Source organism: Maribacter sp. UH1 (genome assembly GCF_056839145.1).
Genome location: NZ_CM166387.1, coordinates 1,998,084 through 2,023,150, shown reverse-complemented (window position 1 = coordinate 2,023,150; position 25,067 = coordinate 1,998,084). Strand labels below are relative to the sequence as shown.

The following is a 25,067-nucleotide window of genomic DNA, read 5'->3' as shown; positions in this document are numbered from 1 at the left end:
AAACTTTTCAATAAAGGCATTAAGATTGAACATCTTTACGGAAGAACTCCTAAATCAATGAACATGGAAAAAATTACTTTAGTCAAAGAAATCTACATTGAAGCCTTTAGAAACTGGAAAAGCTTCATTTTAGAACATTATTTTAAAATATTCTCCTGGTTATGTTTTGTATTGATAGCATATGCTTCTTATGCCCTAATTTTTAGAGTATCTACAGGCTTTTCTTTCAGCAACTTATAATACAGAAATAGTTAAGTTCTCATTTTAGAACAAACGGTATTAATATAAAAAAGGCTCAGGTAATTCCTGAGCCTTTTGCTTTTTATAATATTAAATAAGTAGTAGTTATTTACTTTCCTCGTTAACATTGAACTTAACAGATTTCATAATCGCCTCTAGTTCGAACATGTAATCTCTTTTCTTAGTTGCAGGAGCAAAAACAAAACCTTCGATAATTAATTTACGATTGTTCTCTTTATCGCTAATAATATAGGTTAAAAACGGACCTGCCATTGGATAAGCCGACATTTCCCAAATTCCCCTTACCTCTGCTGCTTTTTTACCTGAAACCTCAGCAGGGAAGACATATGGAGAAAAAGCTTTTTCTGTAATCATATGATTTTGCTTGCCAGGTATATCTTCACCACCAATATAAAGTCCGCCAATAGAATCGCGCATCTTTATAATATCCTGTACAAAAGTAGAATCGTTCTGAAAACTATCCCATGGCATGGTGTATGCGATAATATTCATGTTTCCCTTCTGAATTTGACGATCTATCCATACAAAGTTATCTTCTTCTCTACCCACTCTATATATAGAAGGTATTTTCATTGAAATATCAAACTTGTCCTCTAGCGCCTTTTCTTTATTCAAAGACTTCTCAAAACGCTTTTGCGCCTTACCAATTTCCAATGCTTTAAAATCGGCAATAAACTCTGGAGCGGTTTTATGAATATTTGCTATTAACTCTTCTTTATTCAATCCTTTGATGACACCTACTTTCTGTGGCTTGGCATACATGTTTGATTTCATATGCGCAACATTAAGGGTATCTTCCATAACATAAAGTACAGAACTGGTATTACGTATAGCACCGGAAAAAATCTGTTGTGGTATTTGTGTTACGCTAAAAAGAGCTTCATCCCAAGTTAGTCCTTGGGCAGCAGCTGTATAATTTTCACGAATAGCATCACCTACACTACTATTCCAAAGGTCGTTATCAATAACCACTGTTAAGGTGTTCATAGCGCCTACAGATTCTGGTAAGTAATCTGCTTTGCCCTCTTCTTTACAGGCAATTGACAATCCTAAAATTGCCATAAAACAAAGTAAAATTCTTTTTTTCATTGGTGTTTTTAATTTACGATGAACAGTCGCACAATTTAAGTTTTGTGCCTAGTTTTAAATTATTACCACTAATACCGTTCCACTTTCGTAAATTTTCAATAGTTACACCAGGATATTTTCTAGAAATCGTCCATAAACTGTCTCCACTCCTAACCTCATGAGTTTTAGAATTACTTGCAACTGCCGTTCTAGAAGGGGTTTCCTTAGGTTTTACAGAAGAGCTAGCTTTTTTTCTAGGGTATATGGTTAAACGTTGTCCAATACGTAAATTATTACTTCTTAAACCATTCCATTGCTTTAATTGGCTTACACGTACTCCGTAACGTTCCGCAATTTTACCAAGAAAATCACCATCTCTAACTTTATATCTAATACTATTTGCGTCTGCTTGCTTTGTAATTTGAGCTATCGGACTTTCTTTACTCTTCAATTCCTTTTCCACATGAGCATAAATTGCTTCTTCGTTAGCCACAAATTTTCCCATTTTATGAACAGGCAATCTTAATGCATGAGGTTTACCTTCTATAAAAGGAATAACATCTAGTTTATAATGAGGATTAAGGACCTTTAGCTCTTCTTTATCAATAGCCGCTAATTCAGAAATTTGATCGAATGTAATTAAGCTTTTTACATGTATGGTATCCGTTTCAAAATATGCGCGGTCTGTTTTTTTTGATTTTAAGCCGTGCTCTTCTGCATATTCAAATATGTACATGGTGGCTTGAAAAGCAGGAACATAACCAGCGGTTTCCCTTGGTAGGTTTCTTCTAATATTCCAGTAATTACGTTGACCGCCACTTCTACGTATAGCCTTGTTTACATTACCTGGACCAGAATTATAGGCTGCCAATGCCAAATCCCAATCATCATATATTCTATGTAATCTATTTAGATAGTTAGCAGCTGCAGCTGTAGATTTTATAGGGTCGCTACGCTCATCTACATAACTATTGATATTCAATTTCATTTCTTTACCCGTACCGTACATAAATTGCCAAAGACCTGTTGCACCCACTCTTGAACGTGCTTTAGGATTTAATGCAGATTCAACAATAGACAAATATTTCATTTCTAATGGAATATTCTTATTGTCAAATTCTTGTTCAAATAAAGGAAAGTAAAATTGGCTAATGGTAAGCATACGCTCCATTAAACCCCTTTTTCTGGTTAAAAATGATTTGATAACACTTTCTAAAGACTTATTGTACTCAACGTTAAAAGGTGTTTTTGCGTTTAATCTTGCCAAACGCATCTTCAGTGTATCTGTAGGCAAATCTAAAACGAAGGTAGAAGCTGTATCGGGCTCAACTAAGATTTCCTCGTACATTTCATTGTAAAGAGGTGCCGCGTCTACAAGTTCTTTCATCCAAAGACTATCAAACTTGGCTGCCAAAGCGTTATCCTGAAGATTATAAGAAGAAGATTCTGTAGGTTTAAATAGCGTTAAATCTTCTGTTTGAGAATTTTGTACGATACTCAATTGACCTATCGGAGCTTCATTTTTCAATGAATCACTTACGACTATTGTGGTAGTGGTCAAAGAGTCTGAAACAGTTGTGACTGTATCCTGTTGTTGTGCCGATCCTAAAATAGGAACTAAGCTTAATCCTAAAAAATAAAAACAGTTATAGGCTACTTTCTTCATAATGGGGTGAAAATATGTTAACGGAACAAACGAAAATCGTACATTTTTTAATGAGAATAAAATAATTTCTCTTAAAATGCACAAATTTTCGTTGTATGCCGTTTATCGATAACCCCTTTACTAGTCTAATATAGCAGCGATCCCAGGTAATGTTTTACCTTCTAAACTTTCTAACATTGCACCTCCGCCTGTTGATACATAACTAACTTTGTTTTCAAAGCCAAATTGTTTCACTGCGGCAACTGAATCTCCACCACCAACTAAAGAAAATGCACCTTCTTTGGTAGCTTCAGCAATATAATCACCAACAGCTATTGTCCCGGCAGCAAATTTCTCCATTTCAAAAACACCAATTGGTCCGTTCCAAAGAATAGTCTTAGAAGCTAGAATCACTTTTTTGAAGTTTTGTAAAGTATCAGGTCCGGCATCTAATCCTTGCCAACCATCTGGTATTTTATCTACATCTACCACTTGGGTATTTGCGCTTGCATCAAAAGCATCTGCAGCAATTACGTCTACAGGTATATGAACGTTTACATTCTTCTGTTTAGCCTGTTCAAGAATCTCCATAGCAAGTTCCATTTTATCGTCTTCACAAATAGAATCTCCTATTTTACCTCCTTGAGCCTTAATAAAGGTATAAGTCATACCCCCACCAATGATAAGATCATCTATCTTATCAAGTATGTTTTCAATAATCGTAATCTTAGAAGAAACCTTTGCTCCGCCAAGAATTGCCAAAACAGGTTTTTCACCAGTAGCCATCACTTTATCGATCGCTTCTATTTCTTTCGCTAATAAATATCCAAAACATTTAGCTTCCGGAAAAAATTTAGCTATTACTGTAGTTGATGCATGTGCACGGTGTGCCGTACCAAAAGCATCATTTACATATATATCACCTAATTTAGAAAGTTGCTCAGCAAAAGCTTCGTCTCCTTTTTCTTCTTCGCTATGAAATCTAAGGTTCTCCAATAAAAGTACCTCTCCACTTTTTAATTCCGCAACTGCTTTTTCAGCTTCTGCACCAACACAATCTGCAACAAACTTTACAGCTACACCAATAACATCAGAAACAGCATCTACAATATGGCTTAAAGACAAATCTGGATTGCGTTCCCCTTTTGGCCTTCCCAAATGACTCATTAACACAGCACTACCGCCATCTTCCAACACTTTTATGATTGTTGGCTTAGCTGCCTGAATTCTAGTGTTATCAGTTACTTCAAACTGGTCATTTAAAGGAACATTGAAGTCCACTCTAATTAACGCCTTTTTATCTTCAAAATTAAAGTCATTCAATACTTTCATGTGATATTACCTTTTGTTAGGTAACAAATGTAAAGATTAAATGGCTTGTGATAAAGTGCTATTTAGGATAATTTACACCCAATACCATTAAATTTGTTGTGCTTTAAACAACTATATTTGAATCTATGTTATTCAATGAAATTTTAGGACTTTCACATATTAAAACGCATTTGTCCTCTAGTGCAGATGCAGGTAGAATACCACATGCCCAGCTATTTGTTGGTCCAGAGGGGTGCGGTCTTTTGCCTATGGCATTGGCTTATGCTCAATATATTATCTGTCAGAACACTAACGGAGATAACAGTGGTGGCAATGAAGCTTGTAATTTAAAGTTCAAGTCGTTTGCCCACCCAGATGTTCATTTTGCATTTCCTGTTTCTAATTCCGATAAGGTGAAATCTCACGCCGTAAGCAACCATTACATGAAAGAGTGGCGAGAGTTTATTACGGAACAGCCTTATGGAAATCTGTTCGATTGGTATCGCCATATTGAAATTGAAAAGAAACAAGGTCAAATTGGTGTTGATGAAGCACAGGATATCGTAAAAAAATTATCCTTAAAATCTTATGAAGGCGGATATAAGGTGATGCTTATTTGGATGGCTGAAAAGATGAACACGGCTGCTTCAAACAAACTATTAAAACTGATTGAAGAACCGCCAGATAAAACCATCTTCTTACTATTGTGCGAGGACGAGGAGCAAATTATACAGACCATAAAATCTAGATGCCAAATAGTTCATTTTCCTCCTTTGGCGGAAGACGCCATAGCCACGGCTTTAAGTGAGAAAGGGGCAAGCAATGCAGAAGCAATGCTATTGGCTCACGAAGCCAACGGTAATTATAACAAAGCTCTAGACCTTTTAAACAAAGATTCTGAAGACCTTGTGTTTGAAAATTGGTTTGTACAATGGGTAAGAACCGCATTCAAGGCAAAAGGTAACAAAGCCGCAATCCATGAATTGTTATTATGGAGCGAAGAAGTTGCAAAAACCGGTAGAGAAACACAGAAGAACTTTCTAAGTTATTGCATTACCGTGATGAGGCAAGCTTTAATGATCAATTATGGCGCTGAAGAACTTGCTTATCTAAAAATACATGCCGAAGGATTTCAACTAAAGAAATTTGCACCTTTTGTACATGAAAACAATATTTTGGACATTACCAAAGAGCTAGAAGATGCTATTTACCATGTGGAAAGAAATGGGAATTCTAAAATCATATTTACCGACCTTTCTATTAAACTAACTAGACTACTTCACAGAAAGAAGTCTGAACTTAAATAAACCACCATGAATATTTTACTAAAAAATTCTACTGTAATATTGTTGCTCTTATTTTTGATTATCACCTTTTTACAAAGCGGATTTGATAAAATAACCGATTGGAACGGTAATATATCTTGGCTCAAAGATCACTTCTCAAAAACTATTTTTAAAAACATAGTCCCTTTATTGGTCGGTATTATTTTGGTTACCGAAGTTATTGCAGGTTTGCTATGTGTAATAGGTGTATATGAGATTTTTAGTTCCGGGAAATTAAGTTTCGCGCTGTATGGTGCAATACTATCAGGTATAACATTGCTAATGCTATTATTTGGGCAGAGACTTGCAAAAGATTATGAAGGTGCTAAGACAATAGCTGTTTATTTTATACCAACAATTCTTCTTGTATTTCTACTACAAGCTCAGAGCTATCATTTTTAATAAGAGGTAAAACTACTTGTAAAAGATGACCCATTTTTATTCCAACGTTTTGGAAACAAAAGACCCTCCTAGTTAGGAGGGTCTTGGAGGCATCGAGCGGATTCGAACCGCTGTACAAGCTTTTGCAGAGCTGTGCCTAGCCACTCGGCCACGATGCCATTTTTTAGCGAGAGCAAAAATAAACAATATTCCCAATTTAAGCTGCATTAACAACTAAGAAATTATATTTATTTAAAGTCGGATTGATTATTGAACAGATTGTCCCCTTTGCAAATTCAATGATACCGTAACCTTTTCAACGTCACCGTTTATAGGTGGATTAATTTTAGAAACGGAAACCATAGCAGCATCTACGGTTGGAAGTTCAACAAAAATTCTGTCGATTATTCTTTTGGCTACATGCTCTAATAACTTTGAAGGCGTAGCCATCTCTTGCTTTACAATTCTGTTGATATGAACATAATCAACAGTATCTTTCAACTCATCTGAAACTGAGGCAATCAATAAGTTTGTGTCAACGGATACGTTGACCAAATAATCACTACCAATATTAGTTTCTTGAGGCAAACACCCGTGGTGGGCATATGCTTTTATATTCTCTAATTGTACTTTACCCATTATTTATGTTCTGGAGATCAAATTTAATGATTCTCCATGAAGGATTAATATGTACAACGACAATTACTGATACCTTGAAATAAATCTACCCCTAAGGTGATAACATGCGTACCAGAACTATATCCAAGAAGTTCGTTAAGAATTACTTGATAAGAATATCCGAAGTAAAAATTACTTTTCTTTAAACCTGCGATAGGAGCTATATACAGAGGATTACCAATTTGATCGTTCAAGAAACGATAGTTAACACCTGCATAGAAATAATCTTCAAAATCGTAAAATCTGAATTTCAAGTTTAAATCCGTAACAGAACGACCATCACTCTCAAACAATTGAAACAACACAGATGGCTCGATTTCCATCTTACTGGTTCTTTTCTTCATGTATCTATAACCGGTATACACATAATAGTTTCTTAATCTATTAGGCTCGTATAAGGCGTTGAAGTTACTTAAATCCTTATCTAAAATATTTGAAGCATTGATACTAAAATAAAATTTGTCATATCTATAAAGTGCACCAATATCAAAATTGTGGTTTGTAGTAGCTTTATCACCTACATATGCAGGATCGGCTATTAGCTCAGGGTTTGTATTGTCAATTCTAAACTGGTTAAAATTATACGAAATACCGAATGATAAAAACTCATCATCATAACGGTCTAACGTAAGGTGATGCGCAAATGAGAAACGAGCTCCCTGTTGCTTAGTTTCACCATTACTATCATTATACAATAGCATACCAATACCAGATTTCTCACCAACACGCATATCTGCAGCTAGAGATTGGGTATCGGGTGCATCTTTAATACCTACCCACTGTGTAAGACCGTTAAGTCTTATTTTAACATGGTCACCGATTCCTGCGTAAGTTGGGGACATTACAAAGGGGTTATCGGCTAGATATTGAGATAATTGAGGTATAGTAAGCTCCTGCCCTCTTAGGGAGAATACGCTTATAAATAATACCAGTGTCAATAGACTGTTCCGCATCATCATTTTAGGTTAAGTTTTTAACGGTATAAAGTAAAGTGTCCAACAAATTCTCTTTCGTCTCTATCGCCATTAAGTTGTACTACATACCAGTAGTCTCCAGTTGGCAATTCATTGTCTAAATATGTTCCGTCCCAACCTTCAGAATCGACAGATTGTTCAGAAACCACTCTACCATAACGATCAAATATTTTTATTAGTATTTGAGGGTATTGTTCAATGTTTCTTGGGATCCATAAATCGTTCTGCCCATCTCCGTCAGGAGTAAAGAAATTAGGCACTTCAATGTCTATGAACTCCATAAATATGTTAGCAATAGTAGAACATCCGTTCTCATCAACAACACGCACCTCATAGGTATCGGTTCTTGTAACATAGAATATATTATTATCACCATTATCATAACCATCGAAATAGTAAGTATAGCCTTCTCTACCACCTTCTACGACTGCAGTTATTTCATTCATATTGTTTTGCTCTAATTCTAGAGTCAATGGTTCAAACGCTTCAATAACGAAATCGACTGTTTGTATACATCCATTAGAATGAGCAATGGTTATATAGTGATTGCCTGGTGCTGAATTTCTAAAATCAGGATTCAACTGTAAAGCAGCTGGATCAACAGAATCTATTGCATAAAGCACATCACCGATTACACTATCATCCTCAAGGGTGATATTCACAAAATTGTCTGGTGTATCACTTGAACATTCATAAACCGGTACTACGGTAGCATTTAAATTTACACCGGTTTCAATATCAACTACTACGTTGGTATCACAACCATTGGCATCTTTAATTACGATAAGGTAATTACCTGCAGCCATGTTATAGAATTCTGTTCTGTTCAATACAAAGTCTGCATCGCTATTAGAATTCAATGCCGTGCTATATGGTGCCGTACCACCTGTTATTTCAAGGATGATAGAACCATCTTGACTATCAACACAAATTTCTGGTGTTGTCTCTACCGTTACTTCTAAAATTGAAGGTTCTGAAATAGTATATGTCAAGAATTCGAAACAACCATTTTGATCTTGTGCAATGATTGTATACTCACCAGCTGTCAATTCGGTAAATGTACCATCAGCATAAAACTGGTTCAAGTTCGGAGAAATCGCATATTGATAACCACCAGCTCCACCTGAAAGTGTTACCGTAATCTCGCCATCATTTTCACCAGAACATGTAATATCTATTACGTTTTCTGTGTAAGACAATGGTGTTGGCTCATCTATAATAACAGTCTCTGGTGCTGTTTCACAATCATCACTAACTACAGTCACATAATACGTACCTGCACCTAAATCTCTGAATACACCTTGGGATTGTGGACCGGCAATTCTAGAAGCTACACTTAAAGAACTATCGGTAAACAATTCATATTGGTAGTTTCCTAAACCACCATCAGCAGTAGCATAAATAATAGCCGTACTTTCACCCGTACAATTCAGTACTGCAGCAGTATCATCTACGAATAGTAGCAACGGTGGTATTTCGCTTTCAGTAATTGCATTGGAGATTGCAGATTCACAACCGTTGATTGCATCACGTACATAGAATTGATATCTACCAGCTTGATATGTACCTGTTTCTGGCAAGTAAACTACATTGCCTGACATTGGTAAGAAGTTAATGTTGTCAACACTATACTCGTATGTCCCACTACCACCTGACGCGGTAAGTTCAAATTCTGCACCTTCTGCACATGTTAATGCATCTGTTCTAATTAAGCTAGCCTGTACTTCTGTTGGCTCCCTTACCTCTACTATATTGGTCGTGGTATCACAGTTCCATCCATCAACTACAGTAATACTATAGAAACCTGCACCTAAATCATTAAAATTAGGATTCGTTTGTGCTCCCGTTGTAGTTGTAATCGTAGTACCAGTTTCATCATAATAGTTCAACTGATAGCTATACGTACCACTACCGCCACCAGTTACATTTGCAGTAACTACGGCCCCAGTATCTCCGTAACAAGCTAAGTCTGTTACAAGCGGAGTTGCGTTTGCCACTATTGGCGTAGCTGCTGCCAATGTTTCTGTATAGTTTACTACACATCCGGCATCATCGGTAATACTTATGGTGTAAGCGCCTGAAGCTAAATCAGTAAATATTCCTTCATTAACATCATCCATTGTAAACACGTCACCAGTTGTCGTATTTGTTAATACAATATCATAAAGCCTATATCCGCCTTCAACCTCTACTCTAATCACACCTTGGTCATCAGTACAAGTCGCTTCAGCCAAAGGAGTAACAGTTCCGCTTAACGCTATATCCGGAGATATAATAGTCACCATATTCGTGTCTTCTGAACATAAAGGAACATCGGTTTCTGTAATGGTAACATAATAGCTACCGCCAGATAATCCTGTAATCGTTCTTGGATTAACACTAGTATCTGATGCTGTAGCAGAAATAACAGATGCACCTGCTGCAGTAAACACTTCATAAGTGTAATTACCAGTATAGCCATCGATATCAATTTCCAAACTTCCGTTAGCATCACCAAAACATGTAACCTCTGATACAGGTGTAGCTGTTGCCGTAATGAAATCAAACGGAGCAACCGTATAACTAGCTGTATTTACATAACAACCCGTATCTAAATCTGTAACTCTAAATACATAAGAGCCTACAGTAGTTAAATCGTACGTAGCAGAAGTTGCGGTAGAGCTAACTAATGCAGCCGTTGTATTACCAATTGGTAATAACTCATAACCATAGTTATGTGCCAAGCCATTATCGGCAACGGTGATTGTTATTGTTTCATCAACAGTACAATTAATAGCTACATCTTGAGCAATTGAAGCTGTGAACGTGTTAATAGGTTGAATTGTAACCGTATCAAACGTAGTACAACCTTTGGCATCTTTTACATATACATCTATAGTTTGTGCACTTCCTGTGTCTGAAACATTAAATGTATTCTGTGCTTGGAAAATAACATTATCAATACTGTATAAATATGGAGCGGTACCTGTACCAGCGCCAGCAGTTGCCGTTATCGTTGCGGTATTAACACTATTATCCGCTGAACAGTTAAACGCTGTTGCCACTGCACTAACCGTTAATTCTAATGGTTCTGTGATAGTTTCATTCTTGATGTCTTCACAACCTCTACTAGAAATTACTTTTACTTGGTAATCACCTTCTGTTAATCCTGTAAATAAAGGATTTGTTTGAGATGCAATCGGAGTAACCAAATCAGCAATATCATATAATTCATATTGATATTCAGGGTTTGTATTCGTTGCCGGGTCAATGTTAGCGCTAATACTACCATCTGAACCACCGAAACAACTTACGTTTACAATAGTTGCATCTAATAACACTGGATCAACCGGCGCATCTAATGTCTGAGTTACTGTTCTTTCACAAACAGGGTTTGTCGTATCTAAATCACTAACCACAAAAGTGTATGTCCCTTCCTCAGTTAAGTTTGTAAATACTCCTGTTGTTTGCGTTACAATGCTACCTAATGGAGTTGTCATTTCAAACTCAAGATTTGTGGAACCACCATTAACATTTACGGTGATTTCACCTCCTGGTATTGATGAACAATCAATAGACTTATCTACTATAGTAGAAACATCCATTTGCTCATAAAGCACCACCGAATTGGTTGTAAAAGGACAACCCCACTGGTCTATAATCGTTACGTCATAACTACCAGCACCAAGACCTGTGAATACTCTAGTGTTTTGTGGTGCACGGAAATCAGTACCGTTTAATCTTAATTGGTATGTATAGTTACTTCCTTGTCCGCCAGTAGGCATACTCACTTCAATTTCTCCTTGTAAGTTTGTGCAGTTCTCTATGTTTACTTCTAATATTGCCGCTATTGGGTCTGGAACATCCAAAACATTGTTATCTTGAATTAATCGCTCACAACCTTCAGCGTCACGAACCCAAGCTTGATATGTTCCGGCCGAAAGCGAATCGAAAGTAGCACCTGCTACGAAATCTACAGTTGCAGGAACACCCACACCTACATAGTATGTATAGCCACCCCAACCACCAACTACGTCAATGATTGTAATTGAACCATCATCACCAGGGTTACAGGTAATTTCAGTTACAACGGTATCACCACTGATATCAGCTGTAGGTCCGTTTATAGTGAATGCTTCTGTATTTGTACAGAATGGGTTATTATCTTGTGTTATGGAAACATAGTAATTACCAGCTTCTAAGCTAATGTCTGCTGTAGGACCATTTGTTGTTGCTTCTGTACCAGAGATAACAATGGTATCATCACCGGTATTTGCCAGTGTCCCTTCGGTATCATAAATAGTCCAAGTAAATCCGCCAGGGTAAGTTGCATCAACTAATTCAAAATTAACAGCGCCTGTTGCGGTACCATAACAAATAACATCACTTGTTTTCACAACATCGATAGTAAATGTATTTGGCTCTACTAGAGTTTGCGTCGCAGAAACGATACAATCTGTATCTAAATGCTTCACAAGAATCGTATACGATCCCGCAGATAATCCGCCGAAAACGTTCATTGATTGGTAGTTTACACCATTATCAATACTATACTCAAATTTAGTAGCATCACTTAAGGTTGAAGTTACCACCACTGTTAATTCTCCATCACTAATTGGTGCACAAGTAACCGTATTGGAAACATTTGCAACTGCATTAGTAATCTCATCAAAAGGAAGTATAGTTTCAGTTGTGCTACCAGAACATCCTTTATCATCATACACATTAATAGTATAGGTATCTCCTGCTCTATTTGAAACGTTTAAAACATTAGACGCACCAGATTGGACAACGGTAGAACTACTATCTACAAACTCATAAATTACATAGTTGCCGCTACCGCCGGTTATGGCAGCCTCGTCAACTGTAATTGTAGCGTTGTTAGGGTTATTACCTACAGTACAACCGAATTCAACTACCGAAGTATTGATATTCGAAATTAATGCAGGTTCATCAATTACAATATTACCTGATGCAGTACTACAACCATTGGTTCCTGTTGCCGTTACAACATATGTATTTGGAGGTAAACCTTCAAACGTATTGTTACTCGCATTGAACGTTCCAGCTACTGGAGATATCGTAAATGTCAACGGATTTACTCCGTTTTCAACTTGTGTCAATGTAATTGAACCATCATTAGATCCAAAACATGTAATATCTATATGAGAATCTGTAAATACTGGCTGTACGGCAGGAGCTAACTCTTGCGTTACAGGGTACTCACAAACAGGATTTGTAGTATCTAAATCTCTAACTAAGAAACTATATGTACCAGCATCAACCAAACCTGTAAATTTTGGGTCATTCAACTGAGTTACTGCAGCACCTATAGCAGGGGTCATTATAAACTCAAGGTTTGTAGAACCACCAGTTACATTAATCGTAATTGTACCACCTGGTATACTTGTACAGTCAATTGCTTTATCTACTGAAGTAGTAGCGCTCAACTGTTCGTATAATTCCACCGGGTCTGTCGTAAATGTACAACCCCATTGATCTGAAACAATTACTTCATATTCACCAGCACCTAGACCAGAGAAAACCAGCGTGTTTTGTGGTGCTCGGAAATTAGAGCCATCCATTATCAATTGGTATGTATAATTACTTCCTTGTCCGCCAACTACGTTGCTAACCGTTACCTCTCCCTGTAAGTTTGTACAATTCTCTTGAGTAACAAGTAAATCAGCATCAATAAGGTCTGGAACATCCAAAACAATGTTATCTTGAATTAATCGCTCACAACCTTCTGCATCACGAACCCATGCTTGATATGTACCCGCTCCTAATCCTGTGAAAGCAGCATCTGCTACGAAATCAGTTGGTAATGTTGGTGCTACCGTATCAACAAAGTAAGTATAGCCACCCCAACCACCGACAACGTCAGTAATTGTAATTGAACCATCATTTCCAGGTACACATGTAATATCTGTTACTACAGTATTTCCTGTAATATCAGCATCAGGACCTGCAATATTGAAAAATTCAACATCGGTACAATACGGATTGTCTGTTTGTGATATTGATACATAGTATTCACCTACACCTAAATTAATAATCGGTGTTGGACCGTTTGCGGCTTCTGAACCACTAACGACAGAAGTATTATCGGTACGGAAAATTTCCCAATCGAATCCTGTGTTATATGTAGCGTCAACTAATTCAAAAGTAACTTCGCCAGTATCCGTTCCAAAACAAATTACATCACTTGTCTTAACAACATCGATTGTAAATGTATTTGGTTCCTCAATAATAGCTGAAGCTGTTATGATACAATCCGTATCTGTATGTCTTATTAAGAAGTTATAATTTCCTGCAGATAATCCGCCAAAGACATTGGTAGGAACATAAGTTGAACCGTTATCGATACTATATTCATATTTAGTAGCATCACTAGCAGAAGACGTTGCCGTAACCGTAATTACTCCGTCGCCACCAGGTGCACAAGTAACTGTTGTTGTTACATTTGCCGTAGCTCCTGTTAATTCATCATAAGGCAATACCGTAGCCGTTGTGCTACCAGAACAACCATTATCATCATACACATTAATTGTATATGTTTCGCCTGTTCTTTCTGTAACCGTTAACACATTTGATGTACCAGATTGAACAACAGCAGAACTACTATCAATAAATTCATACGTAACATAGGTATTGCTACCACCTGTTATTGCTGCTGTATCTACAGTTACCGTTGCATTATTTGAATTGTTACCAACGGTACAACCAAATTCAACAACATCTGCATTCACGTTTGTAATTTGTAATGGAGTACCTACCGGACTGTCAACCTCTAATTCACAACCACGACCAGAAGTAACACCTACCACATAATCTTCTGCAGGTAAGCCTGTAAATGTACCCGTTGTTTGTGGTGTACCAACCGGAGTTAATGTTGATGGAGCTGTTCTAATATATAATTGATATTCATAAACAGGGTTATCCATTGATGCATCTAACGTTGCAACAATAGTACCGTCAGAATCACCAAAACAAGTTACATCTGTCATCACCGTAGTAAATAATACAGGTGTAGCCAATTCAAGTTCTATAGTGGTTTGAGCACTACATCCGCTTAGTGTAGTATCATATACAAAAGCAGTATAGATACCAGAATCTAAACCTGTAAAGTTTGGCAATGATTCTGGAGTTCCGGTAACACTTACACCACCTTCAAATAATTCATATTCGTAGTTTGTAGAGCCGCCAAAGCCTTTTATTAAGATTTCACCGTCACCTTCTGCACATGATGGTTGTGCAACAACCTCAGCAGAAATAGAAACAGGAGTGAAAATTTCAATGTTTTCTACATTTCCACATCCGTTAAAGTCACGAACTTGAACAGTATAATTACCAGAACTAAGGTCGGTAAATTGATGTGTAGTACCTGCAGTAGTTAAAGTAGAAGACTGGTATGAACCGCTGTTTAAACTAAGTGTATATGGTTGAGACCCTTCTCCGTCTAACGTAATTTCTATAATAAAGTCACCCTCATCTGCAGTACATTGGTTGATTACCAATCCAGAAATAGCTGGGGTTGGATCGTCTTCAATAGTAACATCTATAGGTAAAGCTGTTGAACAACCATTTCCGTCCAATACATAAATATCCCATTCTGTATTTACAGAAGGATCTAATTCTGCGTAATTACTAGTTATATAATCTGTTGCAACCGGAGTAGCTCCGTCTTCAACATATGCATACGTATAAGAACCATTACCACCACCAGCGATAACCGTTACATTAGCGTCTTCTGAACAGTATCCATTGTTTTGGTCTGCTAGAGTCAAGGTAACCGGGTTCGGTTCTAATATTCTGAACTCAAAAGTATTTGTACACTCAGGAGTAGCTGCCTCTTGGAAGAATAATACATAATCTCCTGGAGGAATATTCGAAATTGTTTCAGTAACCGTTGGACCAGGACCATTTGGACCTGTAACACTACCTGAATAAGCACCACCTAATGGTGTGTTGCTAATACTTTCCCTTAATTCATAATTAATGGTAGTAACCGAAGAATCATAACCCTCAAATTGAAAAGCAATTGATCCATTTGTATCACCAAAACAAGCAACATCTGTTACCGTTGGTGTTGGAACTACATCAATAGTTGATACGTTAGGAACATCGACCTCAACAAAACTAGAACATCCTGTGTCTGTATCAATAACTTGGAAAACATAACTAGATCCAGGATTAAGTCCGTTATACGTAGCTACCTCCTCATCTGCAGTAGCACCTGGTGCCTCAGCATCTGGTGTTGTACCCGCACCATAAATCGTAAAGTCATAATTTCCAGAACCACCACTAGCCGTAAGTTCTGCCGTACCGCCGGTGATACAACTAGAAGGCATTAGAACGGGATCAACAGATAAATATGGACTAGAAAGCACACGTACCGGATTTTCATAGTATTCACAACCATTGGCATCCAATACACGAACGTAGTAATCTCCAAAAGCCAAACCATCAAAATTAACGACTGTTGCCGTGGTATTCACTACAGGGTTTGGACTTGTAGTTGCAGCTAAATTATTTAAGTTATCGTAAAGTGTATATGTAAAGTTCGGCTCACCACCACTTGTAATCGTAATTTCAATACTACCTGGTATATCACCAGTTGCACCACAACTAACATCAGTAGCCACAACATTGGCATCAAACAATACAGGGTCAACAACAGTTGCGCTACCATTATAAATACATTCTTTAGAATCCCTAACAATATAATTATAAGTACCTGCAGCTAAACCTGTGTATACTCTTTGGCTTGTAAAAGCACTACCATCAAAACTAATTTCAAATGGCGAAGACCCAAAATTAGGATCAACGTTAATTTCAACAATGCCGTTAGTGTCACCAAAACAAGTAGGATTGGTAATTGTTTCCGTTGCAACAGGATTTACCGTTGCGGTAACCGTAACCAAATTTGAAACAGCTGTACAACCCTGGTCATCTGTTACTCTAAATCTATAAGTACCAACTGTTGAAGTTGAATACGGGAATGTTCCTGCAAAAGCAGCATAGCCACCACCATTAACATCTAATTCATAGGTGTAAGGAGCATAACCACCATTAGTCACTAAGTTCATAGTTGCCTCTGGTGATACCGTACAATCTAAGTCCTTATTTAACGTAAGTGTTGCGGTTAGTTGAGGTTCAATATCAAATGCTACGGTATCCATACAACCGTTAGCATCTCTAATTTCAAAAGTGTAACTACCAGGTGTTAGATTTGTAAACGTATTATCAGTTACAAATGTACCCGTACCTAACCTGTAGGTATAAGGAGCCACACCACCAGTTGCACCAACTTCAATAGTTGCAGAACCAGTTACAGAAGAATCAAAACACACATCTGAACTTGGTAAAATACTTGCTACAGGAGCAACAGGTGCTGTTAATGTAAAAGTATCCGTATCCGTACATCCGTTTGCATCGGTAACAGTTATAGTATGTAAACCTATTTGATCAAGACCAGTAAATATTCCTGTGTTTTGTGCTGGTGTTAAGGAAGCGTCTGGTAATTGAATTACATAAGAATATGCAGCGGTACCACCTGTAACCGTAATATCTACAGCACCATCATCTATACAAGTAGGTTGTGTTGCTGTATTAGAAACCGTTAAAACTACAGGCTCATTAATAATTTGAGTCAATATTTCCGTACAACCGGCAATAGGGTTGTCAACATCTCTAACATAGATAGTATAAGTACCAGCAGCTAAACCAGTTATTTGATGTATTGCATCTGTATCGCTACCTTCAATAGTTGCAAAAGCACTATCATAGCTATACTCATAACCACCTGCTCCAAAATTCTCAACTTCAAAAGTTATGGTGCCAGAATTATCAGCACTACAATCTAAATCTTCATGAGATAAAATTGCAGCTTCAAAAGCATTACCATCTTGAACATCTACAATAATATCCGTTGTACAATCACTACCATAGTCTACAGTAACAGTATGTTGACCAACTGCTACGTTATTAAATACATTGTCACCAATTTGAGGCGTATTTCCATCAATCCTGTATGCATACGATGCATCATTTGGAAGTATTGTAATTATTCCTGTTCCATCACAACTGTAATCAACAGAACTACTTAATAAAGGAGCCGTTGGTAAAGGAGCAATAATGATATTCGGAAGGCTTATTATACATGCAATATTATTTGCATCTCTTACTTGAACGGTAAATGTACCATCAGACAAGTCGGTGAAAACTGTTCCGCCAGCAGTTGCGGCTGTCCAAGTACCACCATTTAAGCTATATTGATAAGAACCAGAACCACCGGTTGTAGGGGTTACACCACCAACGGTGATCTCTGCTAATTGATTACAAGTATAATCTTCTGTCTGTGCACTTTCTGCTACTATTTCAGGTAACTCATCTACATCAACAGATAAAGTAACTTCACAATCGTTTACATCTCTAACTCGAACATCATAAGTACCTGCGGTAAGATTGTTAAAAGAACTTTCCGTACCGAAAGTACCACCATTGATACTATACGTATAAGGTGTCTCACCACCACTTGGGGCTAAAGAGATACTACCGTTATTTCCACCAAAACAAGTAACATCTACAACAGTTTCTGTTGCGGCTACAGGAGCATCTTGAGCAATAGAAATATCATACATCGCAGGACACGCATCTGCACCTCCATTATTGTCTAAAACATAAACATCGTAATCTCCAGCACCCGTGACAGTGACCGGATTGGTTGCTGCATAGTCACCAGCTGAAGGAGTTGCACCATCGGCAACTACCGCATAAACATAATTACCATCACCACCCGCAGCGGTAATATTAATTTCACTATCGGTACCACAAGCAGTTATTGTACTAGCACTTGCGCTAACCGTAACTTGTTGTTCGATAGTTATGGTTTGAGCCGGAGCATCACAACCAAAAGCATCTGTTACTTCTATAGTATATGTACCATTTGAAAGTCCGGTGAATGTATAAGAAGTTGCATTTGCTGGCATTGGAGTTACAAAAGAACCACCATTGATTCTAAATTGATAATCACCATTTCCTGCAGTAACATCTACCACAATAGTTGCATCATTACTACCACTATAACACGTTGTTTCCTGTAAAGTGAAAATTGGTGTTTCTGGTGCTGTAACTACAATTGGGGTATCGCTTACATCTATACAGCCATTTGCATCTCTAGCACGAATATAATACGTACCGGCGGGTAATCCGTTAAAAACGGTTTCTGTTTGGTATGCAGTTACAATACCAAGAATATCTTCTTCTAATTGATACGTATAGCCTGGAGTACCACCAGTTGCATTACCCGTAATTTCTGCACCACCATTGTTACAGGTAAAATCTTGTGTAAGATCTGCATCGGCAACAACCAATGTTGGTTCTTCAATAGTTTCATCGAAAAATGTGATACAACCTGGTAAAGTACTACCTGCTTCTCTAACATAAACTCTATAACTACCAGCTGCAAGTCCAGATATGGTTTGTGGAGATACCGTAGTACTTCCCAAAATACTAGCAAAATTATCTAAGCTATACTCGAATCCGCTTGTTCCGTAGTTGTCAACTTCAAAAGTTATAGAACCAGAATTATCTGCATTACAATCCAAATCTTTAGAAGAAAGCATAGACGCTTCAATAGCATTTCCGTCTTCAACGGTAACCGTAATATCTGTGGTACAATCACTACCATAATTTACGGTAATAGTATGCTGACCAACTAAAACATTATTAAATACATTGTCGCCTATTTGAGGAGTATTACCATCAATGCTATAGGAATAAGATGCATCGTTTGGAAGAATTGTAATTATCCCTGTTCCATCACAACTATAAGCAACACTACTGCTTAAAGAAGGTACTGTTGGTAATGGAGCGATTATAATTTCCGGAAGAGTTACAACACAATTAATATTATTTGCATCTCTAACCTGAACCTGATACGTATTATCCGTTAAATCTGTAAAAACTGTACCGCCCGCCGTAGCCGCCGTCCAAGCGCCACCATTTAAGCTATATTGGTAAGAACCAGAACCACCCGTTGTAGGTGTTACGCTACCAACAGTAATTTCTGCTAATTGATTACAAGTATAATCTTCTGTCTGTGCGCTTTCTGCTATAATTTCAGGCGACTCGTTTACCGGAAGTGATAATATCGCTTCACAACTATTTGCGTCCCTTACCCTAACATCATAAGTGCCCGCGGTAAGATTATTAAACGAACTTTCCGTACCAAAAGTACCACCATTTATGCTATAGGTATATGGAGCTTCGCCACCACTTGGAACTATAGAAATACTACCGTTATTTCCGCCAAAACAAGTAACATCTACAACAGTTTGTGTTGCAGCTACCGGAGCTTCCTGGTCAATAACAATATCATAGTTGGCTTCACAAAAATCAGCGTTTCCACTATTATCCCTTATATAAACATCATAGTCTCCTGTTCCAGTCACCGTTACTGTATTACTTGGGTCAAAATCACCAGCAGTTGGTGTAACTCCGTCAGCTACTACAGCGTACACATAATTACCATCTCCACCAGCACCACTAATAGTAATATCGGTATCGGTACCACATGCAGTAATATCACTTGCACTTGCGTTTACTGTTAATGCCGGGTCTATAGTAATACTTTGTGTATCTCTACAATTATTACCATCTCTAACATCAATAGTATATGTACCCGCTGCAAGTCCAGGGAATATATTGGTACTACTAAAAGCACCACCATTCAAGCTATATTCAAAAGTTCCATCTCCACCAGAAGAAACACTAGCGGTCAGGGTCAACAATACAGCATCATCAAAACAATCTTGATTTGGTGTAATTACTAAAACCGGGGCAGTTGCTGGATTTAAATCGAAAGTAAAAGGTATGCTACAATTATTAGCATCAGTAATAGTACCGTTATAAGTTCCTGATTGTGATAATCCACTAAAAGAACCTGTAGTATTAGAACCAAATACGGAATTATCTGGATTATTAAGTTCATAGACATAACTTCCCCATCCGCCATCGGCAAGAACACTTACACTACCCGCTGATGTACAACTAGGCTGTATTTCCGTTAAACTTGAAATGGTCAATGCCGAAGCCGGACCTTCTAATTCATGACTAGCCGAATATGTACAATTAGTATCCGTGTCTACAATAGCTATGGTATAAACACCGGCAGCTAAATTGTCGATATTATCAATTAAAGCTTCGGTACCGCCTGTTCTTTCAACTCCTGAAGGACCTGTAATGGTATACGTGAAATTTTGACCCGCTTGGAAGTTTACATTAAAACGGATAACGCCATCTGCAGCACCAAAACAGCTAATTGGTTGTATTGTTTGACCACTCACCGATATTGGGTTAATCGCATTTATCGTATAATTTTCTTCATAAAAACAACCATCGGCATCGGTAACTCTTACCGTATAAGTATCAGGAGCCAAATCTTCAAAAACAGCTTCATTTCCTGAAGTGCTTGTTGGGCTAAGAGCAGAAGGTGTTGTAATTGTATAAACATATGGTGCAGCACCATTAATTGCGTTAACAGTTAAATTAGATGTTCCTGTAGAACATGTAATTTGAGACTCCGTTATGGTTAAATCCGTTGGTGGATTTGGTCTGTCAATTATTATTTGGTTTGTTGGAAATGTACAGTCATTGGCATCTCTTATGGTAATGGTATAAGAACCATCGGTAAGGTTTTCAAAACGATGTGCATTAACGGTCGTATCTGGAACAAAGTTGATTCCGTCAATACTGTATGAATATGGTGCGGTTCCGCCTACTACATTTTGTGCCTCGATAATACCCTCTTGAAGACATGTATAATCTTGAATCAAAACAGCATCGCCACTAATGGCTTCTGTAGGTGCGTCTATAGTAAATGTCTCTTCTGATAAACAAGTAGCTGTGCCTCTTGTCTGAGAAATTTCAACCCTATAATTACCTGCAGCAAGGTTTGGAAAACTACCAGTACTATTGTCCGTCAATGGTTGATTTGTACCATCAAATAGAGCGAATGCCAAAGTATATCCGTTTGCGCTTGCAACATTAAATTGAATTCTACCCGTAGTTTCGCCAAAACAAAGCACATCTGTAACCGTTGTTGGGTCAAAATCTGAAGTTGGGTAATATTCTATCGTAACCGTGTTAGATTCTACATAACAACCCGTTCTATCTAATACTAAAAAGATATAATCACCAGCGCCAGAAACATTAAAAGTAGTTTCTGTTTGAAAGTTAGTTGCAGGAATGTCAGCAAAATCTGCATAAGAAGTAACAGTAGTTCCGCCTTCATCTACATAGCTCCAAATTACATAAGAGTAATCTGGGTTGCCACCGTCGGCATCCATTGAAATAATACCATCTTCACAAGTAATATGTTGCGTAACACTTGCGGTTAATTCTAAATCATTTTCATCTAAAACAGTTATTTCTCGACTATATTCACAACCATCAGCTGTAGAAATATAGGCAATATAATCTCCAGCACTTACATCTCTAAAAATGTGGTTATTATCACCTTTACCATCTTCACTATCTATTAAAGTACCTAACCCACTATCTGCACCGTCATTTCTTCTGATTTCAAAATCATAAGTAGAATCAGCATTTGTAATCTGTAGGGTAATAGTACCTTGATTAAAACACGTTTCTGGAGTTGCACTTACATTATAAGTTACATCTCTTTCTCTAATACCTATTACCGGTGTAGTAAATATACATGCATCTTGTATAGGGTCACCATTTAAATCAAGTTGAGTAACCTCTACTCTATAAGAACCATTTTCACCAGAACCAAAATCAAAACTAGGTCCGTTGTTTGAACTAAATGGTACAATAACATTATTAGTATCATTATCTACCAACTGATATCCATATCCACTTCCTAGATTTGTAATGGTAATGTTACCATCGGTATCACAAACAATATCTCTATTATTAAATTCTATATCTAAGTTGTTCTGAAACCCCTTAAAGAAAAAGCGGCTTGTACAACCGTTTTGATAAACAACAGATAATCTGTATTCACCTGGTGCATTTAATAAATAGTTACTACCTGTAGCTACTTCTGTCCATGTACATGTAAGTGCTCTATTAGCACAATCCTCTCCCGCTTCAGCATTAACACCACAACTTCCTTCATCTAATATCTCCCAAGTAACACTTTGAGCATCAACTATATTTACTGCTAATGGTTGAGAATCATTAATACCACACAAGAAAATTTTCGGAAGTTCGGTACCGTCAGAACAAAAAACTATTTCTCCTGGAATATCATTATTTGGGTCGGTATCGTTATTTACTTCGTTGAAATATTCTATAACCGGGTTCGGTAAATTACCAGAACCAAATGGCTCTACAGTAATAATCTCTTTAAATCCTTTACAAGGATCAGCAACAATTTTATCAACTATATATTGGCCAACAAGGGTTACAACTTGTGTACTAGGGTCGTTATCTGGATCACCATCATTAATTTCAATATCAGATGCATCAATTTCTCCATTGTTATTCGTGTCGCGATACCATATATAAGAATCAAAACCGTCACCTGCATTTAAAATGGCACTGGTACCACAAAGTTCAATAGTTCTCTCAAAATTACAATCAGACAAATCATCTAAAAGAAAATTGGTTGCTCCAGGTATAACAAATCCACATGAATTAAAATCAGTCACACTTGGGTCATCTGTTACCTGTGCAGAATTATTCTCTCCCCTATATGAGCTATAAGCCAAGTTTTCAATTAAATCTGAACAAGCATCAATAAAATCAAAACAGTTTTCGGCTACCTGAACTCTAAAGATAATTGAATATTCTCCATCTTCATCTTCTACATAAACATCTGGAATATTGAATTCAATTTCTCTTGTTGCTGGGTCGTAAGTATATGTTATCTCGTAACAAGTTCTTGGTGTACCCGTACATATTTGAGCAGGAAAAGAAAAATCAGTATCATTAAAAAAGCTTCTACCATCTGGTGGTGAAACGTTCACGGGCAACACATCTCTTATAGTATAGTTCACACCATCATCATTACCAATATTTTCAAACGTCAATACATAATCTAGAGTTTGACCTAAATTTACACCTTGCCCGGTTATGTCTACACCTCCAGGTGTCTGAACTCTTTTTTCCAAAACAATGTTTGGGGCAATAATATCTACATCAAAAGAAGTAAAGAAAATATCATATTTATCTTGTGAAGAACTGGCCCTTAAAACGGCACTAGTGGCCCCATTAGGAATTATAGTATTACTAGCACCACCATTAGGTATTTCAAAAAGGTCAACATCCCAACCTAAAGTATTTATACTATTAGGATTTCTGGTTGTATATTGAGTATCAAACTGAGTAATACTAGAATTGAAAAAATTATTAGCTGGATTTTGACCATTTGATAATGTAGTAAAAGAACCGTTTGCATTAATTTGTAATGCATCTCCACCAATTCTGTTATCACCTTCTAAAGCAGCAACACCCATGTTTGCATATACAGGAAAAGGAGCTGGTAAAGTTGTAAATCCGTTTACCGGGATATCAATACTTTCTCCTGATTTAACACCTGCATAACCATCAAAAGTGGTTATAAATTTATCTCCAGGCAAATTAGGATTTTCATAAACAATAACCATTTTCCATCCACCTGAAATACCACCTGAAATATTATTTCCAGTACTAGCTCTTACATTGGCAACAAAGTAATCGCCGTTAGGATTTGCTAATCCTGATACGATTGAGGTTACATCTTTATAAGCTGCATAAGGACTGTAGTAGCCAAAATCAACATCACCATCACCATCAAAAATAATCTCATCTGCTGTAATATCTTGGTATGCACCGCCCGGTGTTCTAAACTTTATTTCATCAATATTACTTCTATCTGAATTTACATAAACAGCAGACCAATAGAGACCTGCATAACGTACTAAAGAACAATCAACATCGGGTATTTCAAGGTTTGCACTACTTGAGCTAAAAGTGCTAGCATCACTATCAACATCAATGTATCGCATGTCATAGTTATCATTGTAGTTTGAAGCATTCCCCGTAGCGTTCAGTGGTTCGTTTGGAGTTACTTCTGGGGTAGTCACCCATTCTAATCTCCATCTACCATTTCTCCAAACCCATTGTCTTTGTGTGGTTTCTGGAATATATCTATTTACAATGTTGTTGGCAATAAAGGTCAATTCACCTCTAATATCTGCTTCGTAACGAACGTCAAAATCATTTTTAACTTGAGAAACGGCAGTTTGTAAACCTAGCGCTAAGAATAAAATGAAAAATAAACATTTTGAGTACTGTTTTCCCATGGGAGAAATGAGTTTGGTAAAATCTAAAAATTGAGTCAGTCTGGTCATTTTGTAAATTTGTTGAAGCCTTCCAATCATTCGATATCCATTTCGCATCGTTCAACAGGGGAATTCTCCATTAACAAAT

At 37.2% G+C, this 25,067-nt stretch carries 9 protein-coding genes and 1 tRNA gene; 3 read left to right on the top strand and 7 right to left on the bottom strand.

Annotation, left to right across the window (positions count from 1 at the left end; all coding sequences use genetic code 11):
- Positions 1-63: 63 nt before the first annotated feature.
- Positions 64-240 (top strand): DUF6747 family protein, encoded by a 177-nt coding sequence (locus tag UH1x_RS08845; protein ID WP_482626238.1) that lies wholly within the window; start codon positions 64-66, stop codon positions 238-240.
- A gap of 105 nt (positions 241-345) precedes the next feature.
- Here UH1x_RS08845 and UH1x_RS08840 read toward each other — a convergent pair whose 3' ends face one another.
- From UH1x_RS08840 to UH1x_RS08830, 3 genes are all read right to left on the bottom strand, one after another.
- Positions 346-1,350 carry a DUF4837 family protein gene (locus UH1x_RS08840; RefSeq protein WP_482626237.1) on the bottom strand — a complete coding sequence of 335 codons (1,005 nt, stop codon included), beginning with the start codon at positions 1,348-1,350 and terminating at the stop codon, positions 346-348.
- Positions 1,351-1,363: 13 nt separating this feature from the next.
- A complete protein-coding gene (locus tag UH1x_RS08835; RefSeq protein WP_482626236.1) occupies positions 1,364-2,995 on the bottom strand; it encodes a LysM peptidoglycan-binding domain-containing protein in 1,632 nt (543 codons plus the stop codon).
- Between the two features lie 120 nt (positions 2,996-3,115).
- Complete coding sequence (locus UH1x_RS08830) at positions 3,116-4,306, bottom strand: phosphoglycerate kinase (RefSeq protein ID WP_482626235.1); 1,191 nt, start codon at positions 4,304-4,306, stop codon at positions 3,116-3,118.
- A gap of 125 nt (positions 4,307-4,431) precedes the next feature.
- Here UH1x_RS08830 and UH1x_RS08825 point away from each other — a divergent pair, with 125 nt between their 5' ends.
- Both UH1x_RS08825 and UH1x_RS08820 read left to right on the top strand, forming a co-directional pair.
- A complete protein-coding gene (locus UH1x_RS08825) occupies positions 4,432-5,592 on the top strand; it encodes a DNA polymerase III subunit (RefSeq protein WP_482626234.1) in 1,161 nt (386 codons plus the stop codon).
- A gap of 6 nt (positions 5,593-5,598) precedes the next feature.
- Positions 5,599-6,012 (top strand): DoxX family protein, encoded by a 414-nt coding sequence (locus UH1x_RS08820; RefSeq protein ID WP_482626233.1) that lies wholly within the window; start codon positions 5,599-5,601, stop codon positions 6,010-6,012.
- An 84-nt stretch (positions 6,013-6,096) separates the two neighbouring features.
- Here UH1x_RS08820 and UH1x_RS08815 read toward each other — a convergent pair.
- The 4 genes from UH1x_RS08815 to UH1x_RS08800 all read right to left on the bottom strand — a co-directional run bounded on the left by UH1x_RS08815 (position 6,097) and on the right by UH1x_RS08800 (position 24,988).
- Positions 6,097-6,170: transfer RNA gene (locus UH1x_RS08815), tRNA-Cys, on the bottom strand.
- 88 nt (positions 6,171-6,258) lie between these two features.
- Positions 6,259-6,630 (bottom strand): dihydroneopterin aldolase, encoded by a 372-nt coding sequence (gene folB / locus UH1x_RS08810; protein WP_405411568.1) that lies wholly within the window; start codon positions 6,628-6,630, stop codon positions 6,259-6,261.
- A 44-nt stretch (positions 6,631-6,674) separates the two neighbouring features.
- Complete coding sequence (locus UH1x_RS08805) at positions 6,675-7,625, bottom strand: PorP/SprF family type IX secretion system membrane protein (protein ID WP_482626498.1); 951 nt, start codon at positions 7,623-7,625, stop codon at positions 6,675-6,677.
- A 17-nt stretch (positions 7,626-7,642) separates the two neighbouring features.
- Positions 7,643-24,988, bottom strand: coding sequence for a T9SS type B sorting domain-containing protein (locus UH1x_RS08800; RefSeq protein WP_482626232.1), 17,346 nt, complete (start codon positions 24,986-24,988; stop codon positions 7,643-7,645).
- Positions 24,989-25,067 lie beyond the last annotated feature (79 nt).